The sequence below is a fragment of the Nonomuraea sp. NPDC048901 genome, assembly GCF_040649695.1.
GTDB lineage: Bacteria > Actinomycetota > Actinomycetes > Streptosporangiales > Streptosporangiaceae > Nonomuraea.
On sequence record NZ_JBEZFW010000026.1, the window covers coordinates 110,974 to 128,478 of the forward strand.

15 protein-coding genes are annotated in these 17,505 nt (G+C 69.9%); 10 read left to right on the top strand and 5 right to left on the bottom strand.

The features are described 5' to 3' along the window. The first annotated feature begins 76 nt into the window (after positions 1-76). The 4 genes from AB0C30_RS52130 to AB0C30_RS52145 all read left to right on the top strand — a co-directional run bounded on the left by AB0C30_RS52130 (position 77) and on the right by AB0C30_RS52145 (position 4,971). Positions 77-1,675, top strand: a complete 1,599-nt coding sequence (locus AB0C30_RS52130; protein ID WP_357958507.1) for an ABC-F family ATP-binding cassette domain-containing protein — start codon at positions 77-79, stop codon at positions 1,673-1,675. 113 nt (positions 1,676-1,788) lie between these two features. After that, positions 1,789-2,004, top strand: a complete 216-nt coding sequence (locus AB0C30_RS52135; RefSeq protein WP_020547488.1) for a helix-turn-helix domain-containing protein — start codon at positions 1,789-1,791, stop codon at positions 2,002-2,004. A gap of 121 nt (positions 2,005-2,125) precedes the next feature. Continuing rightward, the gene (locus AB0C30_RS52140) at positions 2,126-2,953 is read left to right on the top strand and encodes an enoyl-CoA hydratase/isomerase family protein (protein WP_357958510.1); all 828 of its coding nucleotides are present in this window, start codon (positions 2,126-2,128) and stop codon (positions 2,951-2,953) included. Between the two features lie 131 nt (positions 2,954-3,084). Continuing rightward, a complete protein-coding gene (locus tag AB0C30_RS52145; protein WP_357958513.1) occupies positions 3,085-4,971 on the top strand; it encodes an ABC transporter ATP-binding protein in 1,887 nt (628 codons plus the stop codon). Here AB0C30_RS52145 and AB0C30_RS52150 read toward each other — a convergent pair. After that, positions 4,943-5,827, bottom strand: a complete 885-nt coding sequence (locus AB0C30_RS52150; protein ID WP_357958516.1) for a sulfotransferase — start codon at positions 5,825-5,827, stop codon at positions 4,943-4,945. The two genes, AB0C30_RS52145 and AB0C30_RS52150, sit on opposite strands and share 29 nt — an antisense overlap. Positions 5,828-5,903: 76 nt before the next feature. On the opposite strand from AB0C30_RS52150, the gene AB0C30_RS52155 reads away from it, so the two are divergent. Both AB0C30_RS52155 and AB0C30_RS52160 read left to right on the top strand, forming a co-directional pair. After that, the gene (locus AB0C30_RS52155) at positions 5,904-6,797 is read left to right on the top strand and encodes an LD-carboxypeptidase (protein ID WP_357958518.1); all 894 of its coding nucleotides are present in this window, start codon (positions 5,904-5,906) and stop codon (positions 6,795-6,797) included. 43 nt (positions 6,798-6,840) lie between these two features. Further along, on the top strand, positions 6,841-7,710 hold the full coding sequence (locus tag AB0C30_RS52160) for a hypothetical protein (RefSeq protein WP_357958521.1): 870 nt from the start codon (positions 6,841-6,843) through the stop codon (positions 7,708-7,710). On the opposite strand, the gene AB0C30_RS52165 is transcribed toward AB0C30_RS52160, so the two are convergent. Beyond that, a complete protein-coding gene (locus AB0C30_RS52165; RefSeq protein ID WP_357958523.1) occupies positions 7,707-9,470 on the bottom strand; it encodes a glycoside hydrolase family 15 protein in 1,764 nt (587 codons plus the stop codon). The two genes, AB0C30_RS52160 and AB0C30_RS52165, sit on opposite strands and share 4 nt — an antisense overlap. Before the next feature lie 78 nt (positions 9,471-9,548). After that, positions 9,549-10,151 carry a hypothetical protein gene (locus tag AB0C30_RS52170; RefSeq protein WP_357958525.1) on the bottom strand — a complete coding sequence of 201 codons (603 nt, stop codon included), beginning with the start codon at positions 10,149-10,151 and terminating at the stop codon, positions 9,549-9,551. A gap of 64 nt (positions 10,152-10,215) precedes the next feature. On the opposite strand from AB0C30_RS52170, the gene AB0C30_RS52175 reads away from it, so the two are divergent. Further along, positions 10,216-11,649, top strand: a complete 1,434-nt coding sequence (locus AB0C30_RS52175; protein WP_357958528.1) for a PLP-dependent aminotransferase family protein — start codon at positions 10,216-10,218, stop codon at positions 11,647-11,649. Positions 11,650-11,659: 10 nt separating this feature from the next. On the opposite strand, the gene AB0C30_RS52180 is transcribed toward AB0C30_RS52175, so the two are convergent. Continuing rightward, positions 11,660-12,274: a trimeric intracellular cation channel family protein gene (locus tag AB0C30_RS52180; protein WP_357958530.1), complete on the bottom strand. Its 615-nt coding sequence runs from the start codon at positions 12,272-12,274 to the stop codon at positions 11,660-11,662. Between the two features lie 11 nt (positions 12,275-12,285). Then, positions 12,286-13,764 carry an oligopeptide:H+ symporter gene (locus AB0C30_RS52185; protein WP_357958533.1) on the bottom strand — a complete coding sequence of 493 codons (1,479 nt, stop codon included), beginning with the start codon at positions 13,762-13,764 and terminating at the stop codon, positions 12,286-12,288. A gap of 129 nt (positions 13,765-13,893) precedes the next feature. On the opposite strand from AB0C30_RS52185, the gene AB0C30_RS52190 reads away from it, so the two are divergent. The 3 genes from AB0C30_RS52190 (at position 13,894) to AB0C30_RS52200 (ending at position 17,496) form a co-directional block, all read left to right on the top strand. Then, positions 13,894-15,729: an AMP-dependent synthetase/ligase gene (locus AB0C30_RS52190; protein ID WP_357958535.1), complete on the top strand. Its 1,836-nt coding sequence runs from the start codon at positions 13,894-13,896 to the stop codon at positions 15,727-15,729. 66 nt (positions 15,730-15,795) lie between these two features. Then, complete coding sequence (locus AB0C30_RS52195) at positions 15,796-16,869, top strand: hypothetical protein (RefSeq protein WP_357958538.1); 1,074 nt, start codon at positions 15,796-15,798, stop codon at positions 16,867-16,869. Positions 16,870-17,016: 147 nt separating this feature from the next. Then, the gene (locus AB0C30_RS52200; protein ID WP_357958539.1) at positions 17,017-17,496 is read left to right on the top strand and encodes a hypothetical protein; all 480 of its coding nucleotides are present in this window, start codon (positions 17,017-17,019) and stop codon (positions 17,494-17,496) included. The last annotated feature ends 9 nt before the right edge of the window (positions 17,497-17,505 follow it).

The window sequence follows — 17,505 nt, forward strand, 5'->3', positions numbered from 1 at the left end:
ATGCACACTCCCGATTGACCGGCGTCCCCCCACGCCCACCTCTTCTTACCCCTAGCTCGGGAGTGTTCCGTCAATCATGATCATCGCCAGTGACATCGAGCTGCGCGCGGGCGCGCGGCTACTCATAGAGAACGCCTCGTTCCGGGTCAATCCCGGCGACAAGATCGGGCTCGTCGGCCGCAACGGCGCGGGCAAGACCACGCTGACCAAGGTGCTGGCCGGCGAGGGCATGCCCGCCGCCGGCAGCGTCACCACCAGCGGCGCCGTCGGCTACCTGCCGCAGGACCCGCGCACCGGTGACCTGCAGGTGCTCGCCCGCGACCGCATCCTGTCGGCCAGAGGGCTCGACGAGGTGCTGCGCAAGCTGCGCGAGGCCGAGCTCGGCATGTCCTCCGCCGACGTGCGCACCCGCGACAAGGCCGTCAAGCAGTACGGCCGGCTCGAGGACCAGATGCACGTGCTCGGCGGCTACGCGGCCGAGTCCGAGGCCGCCTCCATCGCCTCCAGTCTGGGCCTGCCCGACCGGGTCCTCGGGCAGCCACTGGAAACGCTTTCTGGCGGCCAGCGAAGGCGCGTGGAATTGGCACGCATTCTTTTCAGCGGAGCGGAAACTCTCCTTCTTGACGAGCCGACAAACCACCTAGATGCGGACTCAATCGGGTGGCTTCGTGATTTTTTGCGATCGCATCAGGGCGGCTTGGTGATCATCAGCCACGACGTGGGCCTTCTTGAAGCGACGGTCAACAAGGTGCTGCACCTCGACGCCAACCGCAGTGTGATCGACCACTACAACGTCGGCTGGAAGGCCTATCTGGCGCAGCGCGAGACCGACGAGAAGCGCAGGAAGCGCGAGCGGGCCAACGCCGAGAAGCAGGCGGGCGCGCTGCTGTCGCAGGCCGACAAGATGCGGGCCAAGGCCACCAAGGCCAAGGCCGCTCAAGACATGATGCGCCGCGCGCACCGGCTGCTGGCCGGCACGGAGGAGGAGCGCCAGAGCGACAAGGTCGCCAAGCTGCGCTTTCCCGACCCCCTGCCCTGCGGGCGCACCCCGCTCACGGGCACGGGCCTGTCCAAGTCCTACGGCTCGCTGGAGGTCTTCACCGACGTCGACGTGGCCATCGACCGAGGTCACCGGGTCGTGATCCTCGGGCTCAACGGCGCGGGCAAGACCACCCTGCTGAGACTGCTGGGCGGGGTCGAAAAGCCCGACAGTGGCGAGATCAGGCCCGGCCACGGCCTGAAGATCGGCTATTACGCCCAGGAGCACGAGACGCTCGACGGCGAGCGCACCCTGCTGGAGAACATGCGCTCGGCCGGCGACAAGTTCACCGACACCGAGTTGCGCAAGGTCCTCGGCTCCTTCCTGTTCTCCGGCGACGACTCCGACAAGCCGGCGGGCGTGCTGTCCGGCGGCGAGAAGACCCGGCTGGCGCTGGCCATGCTGGTGCTGTCCAGTGCGAACGTACTTCTGCTCGATGAGCCCACGAACAACCTAGATCCGGTCAGCCGCGAGCAAGTTCTGAACGCTCTGAGGTCATATTCAGGAGCGATCGTGCTCGTCACCCATGACGAGGGTGCCGTTGACGCCTTGTCACCGGATAGGGTGATCTTGCTACCAGACGGAACTGAAGACGCGTGGAGCGAGGAATTTTCCGATCTTGTGGCACTTGCCTGATCTTAATTTGGGTGGGTACGGATCTTTTCCCGTGGAGTAGGTAGCCGATCCCGCTGAAATGACTGATCATGGCGGAGTAACGCTGCGGAAGTCCGGCACTACAGGAGGTACTCGTGGCCGAGACACTGAAGAAGGGCACCCGGGTAACCGGGGCCGATCGTGAAAAACTGGCCGGCGATCTCAAGAAGCGCTACGCCGCGGGCGAGAGCATCCGCGCCCTGGCCGCTTCGACCGGTCGGTCTTACGGGTTCATCCACCGCATCCTGAGCGAGTCCGGTGTGACTCTGCGCGGGCGCGGCGGAGCGACCCGAGGCAAGTCCAAGCGCTGACGGCCGCCTCGGAACGTGCGACCGCAGCCGCTCGTCCCAAGTCAGCCGCCGTCGCGCCCGAGTCCCAGAATGACATTCTGTAGGCTCGGGCGCGACGGCTAAGGCAATGAGGGAGCGGGCGATGGCGGAAGCGCAGGCGCCACAGCGTGGGGGGTACACGGAGGACGTCTCTGCCGAAAGGCTGGCGGAGATCGGACTTCGCTTCGAGGTGGACGGTGAGATCGCGACGATCGCGCTGGATCGGCCCAGTAAGCGAAACGCACAGACGTTCGCGACCTGGGCGGCACTGGCTGACATCGGGGGCAACCTGCCTGAGCAGGTGCGCATCGTCGTCGTGAAAGGCGAGGGACCGTCCTTCTCAGCAGGCATCGACCTGCGAATGTTCACGCCTGAGGGAGTGCCCGGACAGGGCTCGTTCAGCTCGGCGGCACAACTCGACACAACAGCGTTCGAGCAGCAGATCAGGAAGGCCCAACAAGGGTTCCTGTGGTTCCGCCGACCGGAGATCGTCTCTATAGCGGCCGTGCAGGGGCACGCGATCGGCGCGGGGTTCCAGCTCGCGCTCGCCTGTGACCTGCGCATCGTGGCCGATGACGTCAAATTCTGCATGAAGGAGCCCGCACTGGGGCTGGTGCCCGATCTGACCGGCACCAAGCCACTGGTCGAGCTGGTGGGGCTGGCCAAGGCGATCGACATCTGCCTGACCGCGAGGACGATCGGGGCGGAGGAGGCCATGCGGATCGGCCTCGCCGAACGCGTGGTCGCGGCGGATGACCTGGCGCGAGCCGTACAAGACAAGATCGCGGAGCTGCTGTCGACCAACCGGGAGGCGGCGGCGGCGACCAAGCGACTCCTCCAGGGAGCGCGGGCGCGCACCCTGGAGGAGCAGAGCGTGGCGGAAGGTGTCGAGCAGGCGCGGCGCCTCAAGGCGCTCTTCGGCGGAACCTGAGCGGCGCGCCGGCTCGGGAGCCGCTGGGGTGCCGCGTTGGGCCGGCCCGGCGGCGCCCGCGTTTCGCGCTGAGCTGACCCGGGAATCCCACGGGGCTCCCGGGTGCTGAGCCGGGGGAGGAGGACCCCCGAATGGCGATGATGGGAGGGGGCTTCGGCCCCCAGGTATGGGCGTCCCTGCGGCGCGACGGCTCCGTGACCAAGCAGCGGCTCACCCCGGGCACGGTCCGGCGCATCGCGCGCTACGCCAAGCCCTATACCGGGCAGATAACCGCGTTCCTACTGCTGGTGATGGCGGGCGCGGTGATCGTGATCGCCAACCCGCTGCTGATGAAGGCGATCATCGACGACGGCATCCTGCCCAGGCGGAGCGGCGTCGTGATCGGCCTGGCCCTGGCCATCGGCGCGCTCGCGCTGGTCGACGCGGCTCTCACGCTCGTGCAGCGCTGGTTCTCCGCGCGCATCGGCGAAGGGCTGATCTACGACCTGCGCACCGAGGTGTTCGACCACGTGCAGCGCATGCCGGTGGCGTTCTTCATGCGCGCGCAGACCGGCGCGCTGGTCAGCCGGCTCAACAGCGACGTGATCGGCGCCCAGCGCGCCGTGACCAGCACGCTGTCCTCGGTCGTCAGCAACGTGATCAGCCTGGTCCTGGTGCTGGGCGCGATGCTGGCGCTGTCGTGGCAGGTGACGGTGGTCGCGATGGTGCTGCTGCCGATCTTCATCGTGCCCGCCAAGTGGGTCGGGCGGCGCATGTCGGCGCTGACCCGCGAGCAGATGCAGCTCGACGCCGAGATGAGCTCGGTCACGACCGAGCGGTTCAACGTGGCGGGCGCGATGGTGGCCAAGCTCTACGGCCGCCCCGAGGACGACACCGCCGTCTACAGCTCCCGCGCCGCCAGGGTGCGCGACGTGGGCGTGACGGTCGGCATGTACGGCACCGTGTTCCGGGTCGCGCTCGGCCTGGTCGCGGCGCTGGCCACCGCGCTGGTGTACGGCATCGGCGGCGTGCTGGCCGTCGGCGGCGCCTTCGAGCTGGGCACCCTCGTGGCCCTGGCCGCCCTGCTGATGCGGCTGTACGGGCCGCTCACCTCGCTGTCGAACGTGCAGGTGGACGTGATGACCGCGCTCGTCAGCTTCGACCGGGTCTTCGAGATCCTCGACCTCAAGCCCATGGTGTCGGAGAAGCCGGGCGCGCGGCCGCTGCCGGACGGGCCGGTGACGATCGAGTTCGACGGCGTCCAGTTCCGCTATCCGGCGGCCGAGGAGGTGTCGCTGGCCTCCCTGGAGTCGGTGGCCAGGCAGGACACGGGCCCGTCCCAGCAGGTGCTGCGCGGCGTGTCGTTCACGGCCGGGCCCGGCCGGCTCATCGCCCTGGTCGGTCCCTCGGGGGCGGGCAAGACCACGATCACCTCGCTGGTCTCCCGGCTCTACGACGTCAACGAGGGCGCCGTGCGGATCAACGGGCTCGACGTGCGCGAGGCCACACTCGCCTCGCTGCGCGACACCGTGGGCGTGGTCATGCAGGACGCTCATCTCTTCCATGACACGATCGGGGCCAACCTCCGTTACGCCAGGCCAGGGGCGAGCGATGAGGAGATCTGGGACGCTCTCAGGGCCGCGCAGATAGGTGACCTCATCGAGGCGCTCCCCGACGGGCTGGACACGGTCGTGGGCGACCGCGGCTACCGGCTGTCCGGCGGCGAGAAGCAGCGGCTGGCGCTGGCCAGGCTGCTGCTGAAGGCGCCGCGCGTGGTGGTGCTCGACGAGGCCACCGCGCACCTCGACTCGGAGTCGGAGGCGGCCGTGCAGCAGGCGCTGAAGACCGCGCTGGCCGGCCGCACCTCGCTGGTGATCGCGCACCGGCTCTCGACGATCAGGGAGGCCGACGAGATCCTCGTCGTGCAGGACGGCCGCATCGCCGAGCGGGGCCGCCACGAGGAGCTGCTGGCGCGCGGCGGGCTCTACGCCGAGCTCTACCGCACCCAGTTCAGCGCTTCAGATAGCCCAGTCGCGTGAGCTCCTGCCTGGCGACCTTCTCCACCAGGGTGAGGTCGCCGGGCCGCAGGCGGGTGCGCCAGGAGCCGACCTCGGAGACCCGCGGGGCGTACAAGCCGATCTTGGAGACGCGCGTCTCCAGGAACTCGGTGAGCGCCGCCACCGGCTCCGCGGGCCGCTGCACGAGATCCTCGTAGCGCAGCGTGAGGAGCTGGCCGGGCGGCAGCTCCTTGCGCAGCGTGGCGCTGAGCCGTACGGCGCTGCGCCAGCGCAGGGCGCTCTTGCCCGCGGCGGGCATGCCCTTCCAGCGGTCGCGGTGCTCGTCGCGGTTGACGCCGAGGAACGGGTTGGGGAACTCGGTCTCCTCCGACAGCATCACCGGCTTGAACCAGGCCAGGCAGTCCGGGTCGTCGAGCATGTCGGCGACCACGTCGCGGCCGTCGCGGATGAGCTGCACGAACCGCGCGTCGGGGAAGGCCCGGAGCAGCACGGGCGCGCTGTAGAGCAGGTCGGGGCTGCCGTCGCCGAACCTGGTCACCTCGCTCGTGGCCACGCACGGGCCCATGCTCATCACGCCGCCCGCCTCCCGGCACGCCGCGGCGCACTGGCCGCACGAGCGGGGCAGCACCTGCCACGACTCGGCCAGCGCGTCGCGCAGCACCCGCACGGCACCTGACGTCTGGCCGATCGACGGCTTGCGGGCGAAGGCGTACACCACGTGGGCGACGGACGCGCGGCCCATCGTGACGTGGAAGCCGGGGGAGCGTTTCAGGGCGCGGGCGAGCAGGTCCGCGCCGGAGTGCGGAGCACCGAGCAGGAAGACCGGCCTGCGGACCTTGATGCCGTTGACCACGAGGATGTGGGGCGGAAGTCGCATACGAGAGGTAAGTGTGACACCGTTTGGCGAGTGAAAAAGCCAACGTCGGCGTCGCCGCCCGTCCGGGAGTTGATCAATGCGGCAGGGTGACACCGTCGCCGTCGTCTCGCCCTCGGGGCCACCGAACGCCATCCTGCTCAGACGGGGAGTCGAGCGCCTTGAGGGGCTCGGGCTGAAGGTCGTGGTCGGCGAGCACGTTCTCGGCAGCCAGGACCTTCCCTATCTCGCCGGAGCCGACGCGGCCCGCGCCGCCGACCTGCAGGCCGCCTGGTGCGACCCGGCCGTCTCCGTGGTGTTCTGCGCCAGGGGCGGCTATGGCGCGGCCAGGCTGCTCGGCCTGCTCGACTGGGGCCTCATGCGCGCGGCGGGGCCCAAGACGCTGATCGGGTCGAGTGACATCACGGCGCTGCACCACGCGTTCGCGGCGGAGCTGGGCGTGCCCACGCTGCACGGCCCGATGCCGGCCTGCGACGTGATCGCCAACGAGAAGCGGGCCGAGCCGCGCACCTGGGAGCACCTGCGGGCCGCCCTGGCCCGCCAGGCGCCGCCCGTCGTCGGCGACCAGGTGCTGTCTCCCGGCCGGGCCGAGGGCATACTGGCGGGCGGTAACCTGTCGCTGCTCGCCTCCATGTGCGGCACCCGCTACCACCCGTCGTTCGCCGGGAAGATCGCGCTGCTGGAGGACATCGGCGAGGAGCCCTACCGCATCGACCGGATGCTCACCCAGCTCTTGCAGGCGGGTGCCTTCGACGGCGTGCGCGGGATCGCCCTCGGTTCGTGGGTGGACTGCGGAGACCCCTATCCCGTGCTTAAAGACCGGCTGCTGCCGCTCGGAGTGCCTGTCCTGGCGGGGTTGCCGGTGGGTCACGGCACACCACAGATGAGTGTGTGGCTTGGGGCTCTTGGGGCTATCGATACCGAATCGTGCTCGCTGGCTGGTCTGTTCCGCGACGAGGAGCAGGCAAGGTAGGAAGACACGCATACCGACAAAACGGACAGAGGGGACACGGCGCGTGAACTTGTTCAGGCGTGACCGGGAGCCCTCGCGACGCTCGATCGAGGACACCGATCTCGACTCCCTGCTCGGGCTCGTCGCCGATTCCCTCGGCTTCACCTGCGTCTTCGCCGCCGACGGCGCCTCACTGACGCTGAGCGGCGGCAGGGAGATCCTGGTCAGGCTCACCGGGCTGCGCCGCGAGGCGGGCCGCAGGCCCAGGGACGACTGGCCGATGCTGGTCTCCGAGCACCTCGCCAACGCGGTCGCGGCGGCCGACGAACGGCTCGACGTGTGCGACCTCGACCAGGTCAAGCCGCTGCTAAGGACCCGCGTCGAGGCGGTCGACGAGGTCGCCGACCTGACCAGGGTGGTCGGTCGCCACCTCAACGGCGACCTGGTCGAACTGCTCACGGTGGGCTCCAGGCCGGTACGCCCCGAGGAGGCCGGCTGCTGGCCCGTACCGTCGGGCAGGGCGCTGGAGCTGGCCGTCACGAACGTGGGGCGGGACGAGCGGCTGGAGATCGAGTCCATCGAGCTGTCGGGCACCCCGGTGTGGCGCCTGACCAGCCGCACCCCGGCCGCCGCCACCCATCTGCGCTGGCTCGGCGACTATCTGCCGTTGCCCGCCGACGGGGTGCTGGTGGTGCTGCCGGACCCGTACACACTGATCGTGCACCCGGTCGACGGGATCGGCGTGGTGCGGGCCCTGGAGCGGCTGCGCGTGCACGCCGTACGCACCGACGGGCTCAGCCCGCAGGTCTACTGGTGGCACGAGGGGCGGCTGACCCTCATCAGGGCGGACATCGTCCTGCAGGACGGCCTGGCCCGCCTCGTGGTGGCGCCGCCGCCGGAGTTCGCCAAGGTGCTGGCCCGGCTCGCCGCTTAGCCCAGCCGGGAGAGCGCGCGGGCGGCGTGCACCAGGGGGACGTGGCTGAACGCCTGGGGGAAATTTCCCACCATACGTTCGTATCGCGGGTCGTACTCTTCGGCGAGCAGCCCCACGTCGTTGCGCAGCGCGAGCAGCCGCTCGAACAGCTGCTTCGCCTCCTCCTTGCGTCCCTGCATGGCCATCACCTCGACCAGCCAGAAGCTGCACGCCAGGAACGCGCCCTCGCCGCCGGTCAGGCCGTCGATGTCGTTGTCCTCGGCCACCGGGTAGCGCAGCACGAAACCGTCGGACATCAGCTCCTTCTCGATGGCCGCCACCGTGCCGACCACGCGCGGGTCGTCGGCCGGCAGGAACCCCACCATGGGCATGAGCAGCAGCGAGGCGTCGAGGGCCGTCGAGCCGTAGTACTGGGTGAAGGTGTTGCGCGTGGGGTCGTAGGCCCGCTCGCAGATCTCGGAGTGGACGACGTCGCGCAGTTCCCGCCACCGGTCGACGGGGCCGGTCCTGCCGAACTTCTCCACGTACTTCACGGCACGGTCGAGCGCCACCCAGCACATCATCTTGGAGTGGGTGAAGTGCCTGCGCGGGCCGCGCACCTCCCACAGCCCCTCGTCGGGCTCGTCCCAGTGCTCGGCCACGTAGTCGAGCAGCTGGCGCTGGATCGCCCAGGCGCGGTCGTCGGCGGCCACGCCGGAGGTCCTGGAGAAGAACAGGCAGCTCATCACCTCGCCGTAGACGTCCAGCTGAAGCTGATTGACGGCGTCGTTGCCGATCCTGACCGGGCGGGACTCCTCGTAGCCGTCGAGCCATGCGAGCTGCATCTCCGGCAGCCGCCGCTCGCCCGCGACGCCGTACATGATCTGCAGGTCCTGCGGGCGGCCCGCGATGGCGCGCAGCAGCCACGCCCGCCAGGCGGCGGCCTCGTCCAGATAGCCGGAGTTGATCAGGGCGTCGAGCGTCATCGTCGCGTCGCGCAGCCAGCAGTAGCGGTAGTCCCAGTTGCGCACCCCGCCCAGGTCCTCGGGGATGGAGGTGGTGGGCGCGGCCACGATGGCGCCGGTGGGGTCGTAGATGAGGCCCTTGAGGGTGATCAGCGAGCGGACGACGGCCTCACGGTACGGGCCTTCATAGGTGCATTTGGCCACCCACTCCTTCCACAGCGTCTCGGTCTCGGTGAGCTGGGTCTCGGCGTGGATCTGCGACGGCATCGGCTGATGTGAGGGGTGCCAGGTGAACACGAACGGCAGCCGCTCGCCCTCCTTGATGGTGAAGGTGGCGCGGTGCGCGTAGTCGCCGCCCTTGAGCGGGACGGGGGAGTGCAGCCAGATGGAGTCGGGGCCGCCGACCGCCTGCAGGTGGCCGTTGGTGCGGCGCACCCACGGCACGATCCTGCCGTAGTCGAAGCGGACCCTGAGCTGCGTGGACATCTCGACCGTGCCCGAGACGCCCTCGACGATGCGGACCACGTCGGGGTTGCGGTCACGCGGCGGCATGAAGTCGATGATGCGGACCGTGCCCGTCGGGGTGTCCCACTCGCTCTCCAGGATGAGCGTGTCGGGCCGGTAGCGCCGCCGCGTGGCGGGCCGCCTGCCGGTGGGGCCGAGCCACCAGTGGCCGTTGCGCTCGCTGCCGAGCATGGCCGCGAAACAGGAGGGGGAGTCGAATCTGGGCAGGCAGAGCCAGTCGATAGAGCCGTCTCTGCCGACCAGGGCCGCCGACTGCATGTCCCCGATGAGCGCATAGTCCTCGATCCGCATGTATTGACGCTACCGGCGGAAGGGCGATCTCGCGGCCGCTCCGCGCACGTCGCGTCGCGAGCGGGCACGGCCGCGAGATCACGTCATGGGGAACCAGCGGGTGAGCAGCTGGGTCAGCGGGCCGATGGCCAGCGCGAAGATCAGGGTCCCGACGCCGACCGTGCCGCCGAGCAGCCAGCCCGCGGCCAGCACCATGATCTCGATGAGGAAGCGGGCGAGCCGGAGCGACAGGCCCAGCCGGGTCAGGCCGGTCATGATGCCGTCACGCGGTCCCGCGCCCATCCCCGCGCCGATGTACAGGACAGTGGCCAGGGCGATCGACAGCACGCCGAGCACCAGGTAGAGCCAGCTCGCCGCCCAATGCGTGGCGGTGGGCAGCACCGAGAAGGCGGCGTCGGCGAACAGGCCGACGAACAGGACGTTGCTGATCGTGCCGAGGCCGGGCTTCTCCTTCAGCGGGATCCACAGCAGCATCACCAGCACGCCGACCGCGAGGATGATCGTCCCGACCGACAGGCCCGTCCGCATGGCCAGACCCTGGTGCAGGGTGTTCCACGGGGCGTTGCCCAGCCCGGACACGAGCTGGAAGGCGATGCCCAGCCCGTACAGCGCCAGACCGCCGTAAAGACGCAGTAGGCGGACGGGGAGGGTGTTCGGGCGTGGGACGGTCGCTTCACTCATAGTGGTCCCAGAGTGGCAGGGACATGGCTTGCCAAAACAGGGCCAATCCCGGAAAGTGGCCTTTATGAGGCATTTGTCGGCGACTCAGGTGGCCAGGCTGGTGGACGTCCCGGCGGGCGCCCGGCCCTATTACCGCGCGCTCGCCGACTCCGTGCGCGCGCTCATCATGGACGGGCAGCTGCCGGTGCGGGTGCGCATGCCCGCCGAACGTGACCTGGCCAAGACCCTGGAGGTCAGCCGCACCACTGTAACGGCCGCTTACGACCTGCTGCGCGAGCGGGGCTACCTGGACAGCAGGCAGGGCTCGGGCAGCTGGACCGCGCTGCCGGACCCGGCCATGTCGGCGGACAACCCGTGGCTGTCCGTCGACGGCGACGGGCTCATCCCGCTGCACTGCGCCGCCCCGCCCGCGCCGTCGGCGCTGGCCGAGGCCATGACCGAGGCCGTGGCGGACCTGCCCAGGTACGGCATGGGCCACGGCTACGACCCGATGGGCCTGCCCGCGCTCAGGGAGCGGATCGCCGCCCACTACACCGGCCGCGGACTGGCCACCAGGCCGGAGCAGATCCTCGTCACCACCGGCTCCCAGCACGCGATCCAGCTCGTGCTGGGCCTGCTCGTCGGCGCGGGCGACCCGGTGCTCGTCGAGTCGCCCACCTACCCGCACGCCATCGACGTGGCCCGCCAGCGCGGCGCCAGGATCGTGCCCGTCGGCATCTCGCACGAGGGCTGGCAGGCCGACCTGGTCTCCTGCGCCATGCGCCAGTCCGCGGCCCGGCTGGCCTATCTGATGCCCGACTTCCAGAACCCGACCGGCGCACTCATGGACGACGCCACCAGGGCCGCGATCGCCGGGGCCGCCAGGCGTACGGACACCGTGCTCGTGGTCGACGAGACCTGGTCGGAGCTGGCCCTGGAGGAGGTGCCGCGCACGGCGCCCATGGCCGCCTTCGACACCGACAGCCGGATGATCAGCATCGGCTCGGCCTCCAAGCTGTGGTGGGGCGGGCTGCGCATCGGCTGGGTGCGTACCACGGCCGCGCTGGCCCGCCGCCTGGCCGTCCACCGCGGGGCCGTGGACATCGCCAGCCCGGTGCTGGAGCAGCTCGTGGTGGCGCGGCTGTTCGACCGGATCGAGCAGACCAGGGCCGAGCGCCGCCGTACGCTGCGGGCCTCCCGCGACGCGCTCGTCGCCGGGCTCCGCGAACGGCTGCCCGGGTGGAGCTTCACCGTGCCGAAAGGCGGCGGCACGTTGTGGGTACGGCTGGACGGGGGCTCCTCGGTCGCCCTCGCCGACGCCGCGGCCCATCAGGGGGTACGGCTCGCGCCGGGGCCCTGGTTCGGGCTGGAAGGGACGCTGGAGGGCTACCTGCGCCTGCCGTACACGCACTCGCCCCAGGTGCTCGCCGAGGCCGTCAGCCGGATCGCGGCGGCTCACGAGCGCGGAGCCGCCGGGACCAGGCCGCGGTTGCCCGACTCGCTCATGCCGATGGTCTGAGGCGCCTGGCTTATTCCGGGGGTTTGACGCCCCTGGCCAGCGGGGCGCGCCAGTTGTAGCGCATCGCGGCGATGCGCAGGCCGAAGGCCAGCACGGCGGCGGCCAGCGTGGCGGGCCAGCCATGCAGATCGTGCGTGTAGAGCGCGGCCATCACCGCCGAGCCGAGCGTCGCGGGTACCGCGTAGAGCTGGCGGTCGTACAGCAGCGTCGGGATCTCGCCGGCCAGCACGTCGCGCAGCATGCCGCCGCCGATCGCGGTCGTGACGCCGAGCAGGGCCGCGTGCAGGGGGCCGAGCCCGTAGTCGAGCGCCTTCTCGGTGCCCACGGCGCAGAACAGCCCGAGGCCCGCCGCGTCGAGCACCAGGATGGCGGGCATCACCTTGGCCACGTGCGGATGCCAGAAGAACACGATGACCGTGGCCGCGAGCGGCACGAGCACGTACCCGGAGCTCTGGAAGGCGGTGGGCCGGACGTTGAGGATCAGGTCGCGCACGACGCCGCCGCCCAGCGCGGTCATCTCGGCGATCACCGCCATGCCCACCACGTCGAGCCGTTTGCGTACGCCCATCAGCGCGCCCGACAGGGCGAAGACGAAGATGCCTACGAGATCGAGAATTTCCGACACGAGAGAGATTTCTACCGGAGCGGCTTGGTGTGGTGCTCCGCCATCAGTACCCGCAGCCGCCGGGTGAACACCAGCAGCACCACTCCCGCCACGACCGCCGTCGAGGCCAGGAGCAGGTAGTACGCGGGTTCGGACATGACGTTGCTGAGCCGCCCGGTCTGACCGCCGACCGCGTCGCCCACCGACACCGCGATGAACCAGATGCCGAGCATCTGGCCCTTGAACGCCCGCGGCGCCAGCTTGCTGGTGACCGAGAGCCCGACCGGGCTCAGCGACAGCTCGCCGAACACCTGGATCAGATAGACCAGCACCAGCCACCAGACCGAGATCTTGCCCGTCTCGGCCAGTTTGGCGGCCAGCGCCATGACCACGAAGCTCAGACCCGCCATGAACAGCGCGAACGCGAACTTCTGCGGCGTGCTCACCCGGGTCCCCAGCTTCGTCCACAGCGCCGCGAACACCGGCACCAGGAGCAGGATGAACAGCGAGTTGAACGACTGCGTCGTCGCCGCCTCGATGGGGATGCCGAACAGCGACAGGACGGTGTTGTGCTGGGCGAAGAACAGCAGCTTGCTCGGCGCCAGGTCGAAGATCATCCAGAAGATCGCGGCCGCCACGAAGAGCCAGATGTAGGCCTTCATCCGCAACCGTTCGTCCTCGGTCAGGTCGTGGCTGCCGAGCATGATGTAGCCGAAGTAGAACACCGGCACCGCCAGCACCACGACCGTCACCACGACCGTGAGCCTGGACAGCGTGAACGTCCCCGTCGCCACCCAGATCGCCATGGCCACCACGGTCACCGCCACCGCGAACGAGACGAGCTTGACGGCCCTGGCCCGTTCGGACGGCGTCAGCGGCAGGCCCGGCTCGTCGCCGACGCCCCTGAGGCTCTTCCTGCCCAGTGTGTACTGCAGCAGGCCGAGCGCCATGCCGACCGCCGCCGCGCCGAAGCCCAGATGCCAGCGGCCACCCTTGGCCAGCTCGCCCACCACGATCGGCGCGAGGAAGGCGCCGATGTTGATGCCCAGGTAGAACAGCGAGAACCCGGCGTCCCTGCGCCCGTCGTCCTCGTCGCGGTAGAGCCGGCCGACCATGACCGAGATGTTCGGCTTGAGCAGGCCGGTGCCCGCGATGATCAGCAGCAGCCCGAGCCAGACGAAGAACGACCCGCCGACCGGGAGGGCCATGCTGATGTGGCCGCACATGATGATGAAGCCGCCCAGGAAGACCGATCTGCGCGGGCCGAGCATTCGGTCGGCGATCCAGCCGCCGGGCAGCGCCACCAGGTAGATCAGCGCGCCGTAGACGCCGACCACCGCCTGCGCGGTCTGCTCGGTCATGCCGAGGCCGTGCTGGGCGGGCGAGGCCGCCATGAAGGTGGCCAGGATGGCGCGCAGGCCGTACCAGCTGAACCGCTCCCACATCTCGGTGCCGAACAGCGTCGCCAGGCCCCACGGATGCCCGAAGAACGTCCTTTCGCCCTTGGCCATGCGCCCTCCCGCCTTTGTGCGCGATCCATCACTCTACGTGACGACGATGCCGAGGTCTTGCCGCTACCCCGGCGGTGTGGTGCGATGCATCCCAGCTGAGCAAGTGATTACTGACTGGAGGCGGGTGCCATGGCAGATGTCCTCGAAGTCCGGGCGGAGATCGACCGTTTAATCGCCGGCCGTACGGTATGCGGGCAGCTCAGCGAGCTGGCCGAGCGTTACCCTGACGCGCCCGCCTACTCCGACCCCGTCGACGGCGGCTGGAACACGCTGAGTTACGGCGAGGCCAGGCAGCGGGTGCTCGAGATAGCGGCCGGATACGCCGCGCTCGGCCTCGAACCCGGCGAATCCGTCGCGCTGATGATGGTCAACAGGAGCGAGCACGTGCTCGCCGACCTCGGCGCGGTGCACGCGGGCGGCGTCGGCTGCACCGTCTACTCGACCTTCGCGCCCGACCAGATCGCGTTCGTCGCCGCCGATGTGAGCGCCCGGATCGCGGTGCTCGGCGGCCCCGCCGAGCTGGCCCGCTGGCAGCCGGTGCTCGATCGGCTGACGGGACTCCGCAAGATCATCATGCTGGAGGGCGCGCCCGACGACGACCGGTTCCTGTCCTGGACGGACTTCCTGGAGCTGGGCCGCGCCGCGCTGGCCGCGCGTCCGGAAGAGGTCGAGGCCCGCTGGCGCGCCGTGACGGCGGACGACGTGGTCACCGTGCTCTACACCTCGGGCACCACCGGCCGGCCCAAGGGCGTCCCCCTCACCCACGCGAACGTCTTCTACGAGGTCGAGTCGACCGACCGCATCACCTCGCTGCCCATCAAGGGCACGCAGATCTCCTATCTCACCTACGCGCACATCGCCGAGCGGGTGCTCAGCCTCTACCTGCCCCTGGTGAAGGTCTCCCACGTGCACTTCTGCACCGACCTGGCCAACCTCGGAGCCGCGCTCGGGCAGGTCAAGCCGATGATGTTCTTCGGCGTGCCCCGCGTGTGGGAGAAGATGATGGCCCGCCTGCTGGCGGTCCTCGCCACCCAGACCGACGAGCAGCAGGACGCCGTACGCCGGGCCATGGCCGCCGGCGTCGCCTATGTCGAGGCAGGCCAGTACGGCGGCACGCTCACCCCCGAGATCACCGCCGCCTACGAGCAGGCCGACTCCTCGCTGCTGTCCGTCATCCGCGGCATGATCGGCTTCGACCGCGCCGGGTGGACCGCCACGGGCGCCGCGCCGCTCCCCGCCGAGGTGCAGCGCTTCTACGCCGGTCTCGGGCTCAAGGTCATCGACGTGTACGGCATGACGGAGACGACCGGCGCCTTCACCGGCAACAGCCCCTCCTGCTACCGCCTGGGCACCGTCGGTCGGGCGGAGCCGGGCGTCGAGGTCCGCATCGCCGAGGACGGCGAGATCCTCACCCGAAGCCCCCTCAACACCCGCGGCTACCACAACCGTCCCGAGGACACCGCCCAGCTGATCGACGACGACGGCTGGCTGCACACCGGCGACATCGGCTCGGTCGACGACGACGGCTTCTACCGGGTCGTCGACCGCAAGAAGGAGCTGATCATCACCGCCGGCGGCGAGAACATCTCCCCGGCCGAGATCGAGAACCACCTCAAGGAGCACCCCCTCATCGGCCAGGCCCTCGCCTATGGCGACAACCGGGCCTACCCGGTGGCCGTGCTGACGCTCGACGCCGAGGTGGCGCCCGGCTGGGCTCAGGCGCGCGGCATCACCTTCGGCTCGCTCGCCGAACTGGCCGAGCACCCCGCCGTGCTCAAGGAGGTGGAGGCCGCCGTCGTGGTGGCCAACGCCAAACTGGCCAGGGTGCAGCAGGTCAAGCGGTGGGCGCTGCTCGGCACCGAGTGGACGGCCGAGACCGAGGAGCTGACGCCCAGCCTGAAGCTCAAGAGGCGGGTCATCCACGCCAAGTACGCCGACGTCATCGAGGGCCTGTACTCCGGCTGATCCTTTGCCGTTCGGGGCGTGCGTCGTGGTCCTGGTCATTACCGGGTGCTTCCTAGCGTCTCGATCATGACCAGAAGTCTTCTTCTCGTCTCGCTCGCGGCGGGGGCCCTCGCGGTGCCCATACCGGCGTCCTCCGCAGCGACCGAGCTCGCCATTCGTGAGATCAACATCAGGCCCGCAAGCCCCGTCGTCGGAGCCGGGAACACCGTCCGCCTGGTGATCGACGTGGTCGCCAAGGGGGTGAAGGGCAGGGACGGGGTGACCATCAAGGTGGAGCCCGGCTCCACGCCCGGCGCCACGGGCCAGACGCCCATCACCGGCGGATCACCCGTCGGCGCCGTACCATCGGTCCCCGGTACGCCTCCCGCCCCCTCCACGGGCACCGGGGTGCTCGCGCCCGGTCCGACAGGGGCGGCCCGGCGTGGTACGGCGGCTCCGCGCCCGGGACTCGTCGGGCACCGAGGCGCCTTGCGCGTCACCGCTCCGGGCGGAGCGGCCGTCGTGGATCCCGCCCAGGCCGTGGACAGCGGGGCGCGGCCGGTCGGGGAGGGGTGGCCGGCCTGGTTCGGCCCGGACATCTGGGCGTCGGCCAGGCGGCCACAGCCGCGGCCCATCACCGTGGAGCCCGCGCTGCCGTTCATGCCGGAGTGGCGGACGGTGCCGGTCGGGATGCGGATGCTGGACGGCTGGCAGACCTGGCGGTTCATGCCCGACAAGGTCCTCACCCGCTTCTACCCGTCGGGCACCTGGACGATCACCGCCACCGCGACGGGTGACGACGGGCAGAGCGTGACGCGCAACCAGACGTTCCAGCTCAAGCGGGAGACCAAGATGTCGTCCGTACGGGCGGAGAAGGCGGGCGGAGCCGACTCCGTACGGCTGCGCGGCTCCCTGACCAGGGTGGACCCGCGCGGCTACGAGGACTACGCACCGTTCGCCGACCAGCAGGTGGAGATCCTGTGGCGCGCGGAGGCCGAGGACACCTGGGAGCGGGTGGCGATCGCGACCACCGGCGAGACGGGCGACTTCGGCAGGACGGTGCGGGGACGCCCCGGCGGCTACTGGCGAGCCCGCTACCTGGGAACCGACCATTACGCCCCAAAGGTCTCGAAAATCCATGAAAGCGGGATAAACACCTAAAAACGGTGCCATAAAGCCCGTCGGGTGAATTGTCGTTGCAAGATGGTTATCGGGGCTTTCGCAACTTTTCCTTTCCCAACCGCGTCAATGGTGTTGACGTGCCCTGTCCTTGGGGCGCGTTCTCCACACGGGGAAGGAAGTTCATTCATGATGCGACGTCTCGCCGCCGGACTGGCTGCGGCTGCTCTGGGCGCCACGGTCGTGGCGACCGCCGCCACTCCGGCGCTGGCGGATCCCGAGCCCGACGGTGGTCACACCGCCCTGCAGTTCGACGCCAACCCCGAACCAGCCTGGCGCGGCAAGCCCCTCAACCTCGAGGGCAAGCTGTCGGTGCAGTGCGAAGAGGACTACATCAGCGGCTTCGTGTCCGTCCACCACGCCGACTACTGCAAGGAGTCGGAGTCGTGGCACCGCCTCGGCTGGAAGCGGATCTCGATCCTCTTCAAGGCCGACGGCAGCGGCCGGTGGGAGTACGTGCAGTCGGTCCGGACCAGCCGTGACGGCTACTTCTCCACCCGCGTCCCGGCCTACACCTCGGGCACCTGGAAGGCGGTCTTCGAGGGCGCCGAGTGGCTCGACGGCTCGCAGGCCACCGACTGGGTGAAGGTCGTCGGCCGCCGTTACTGACCGCACGCG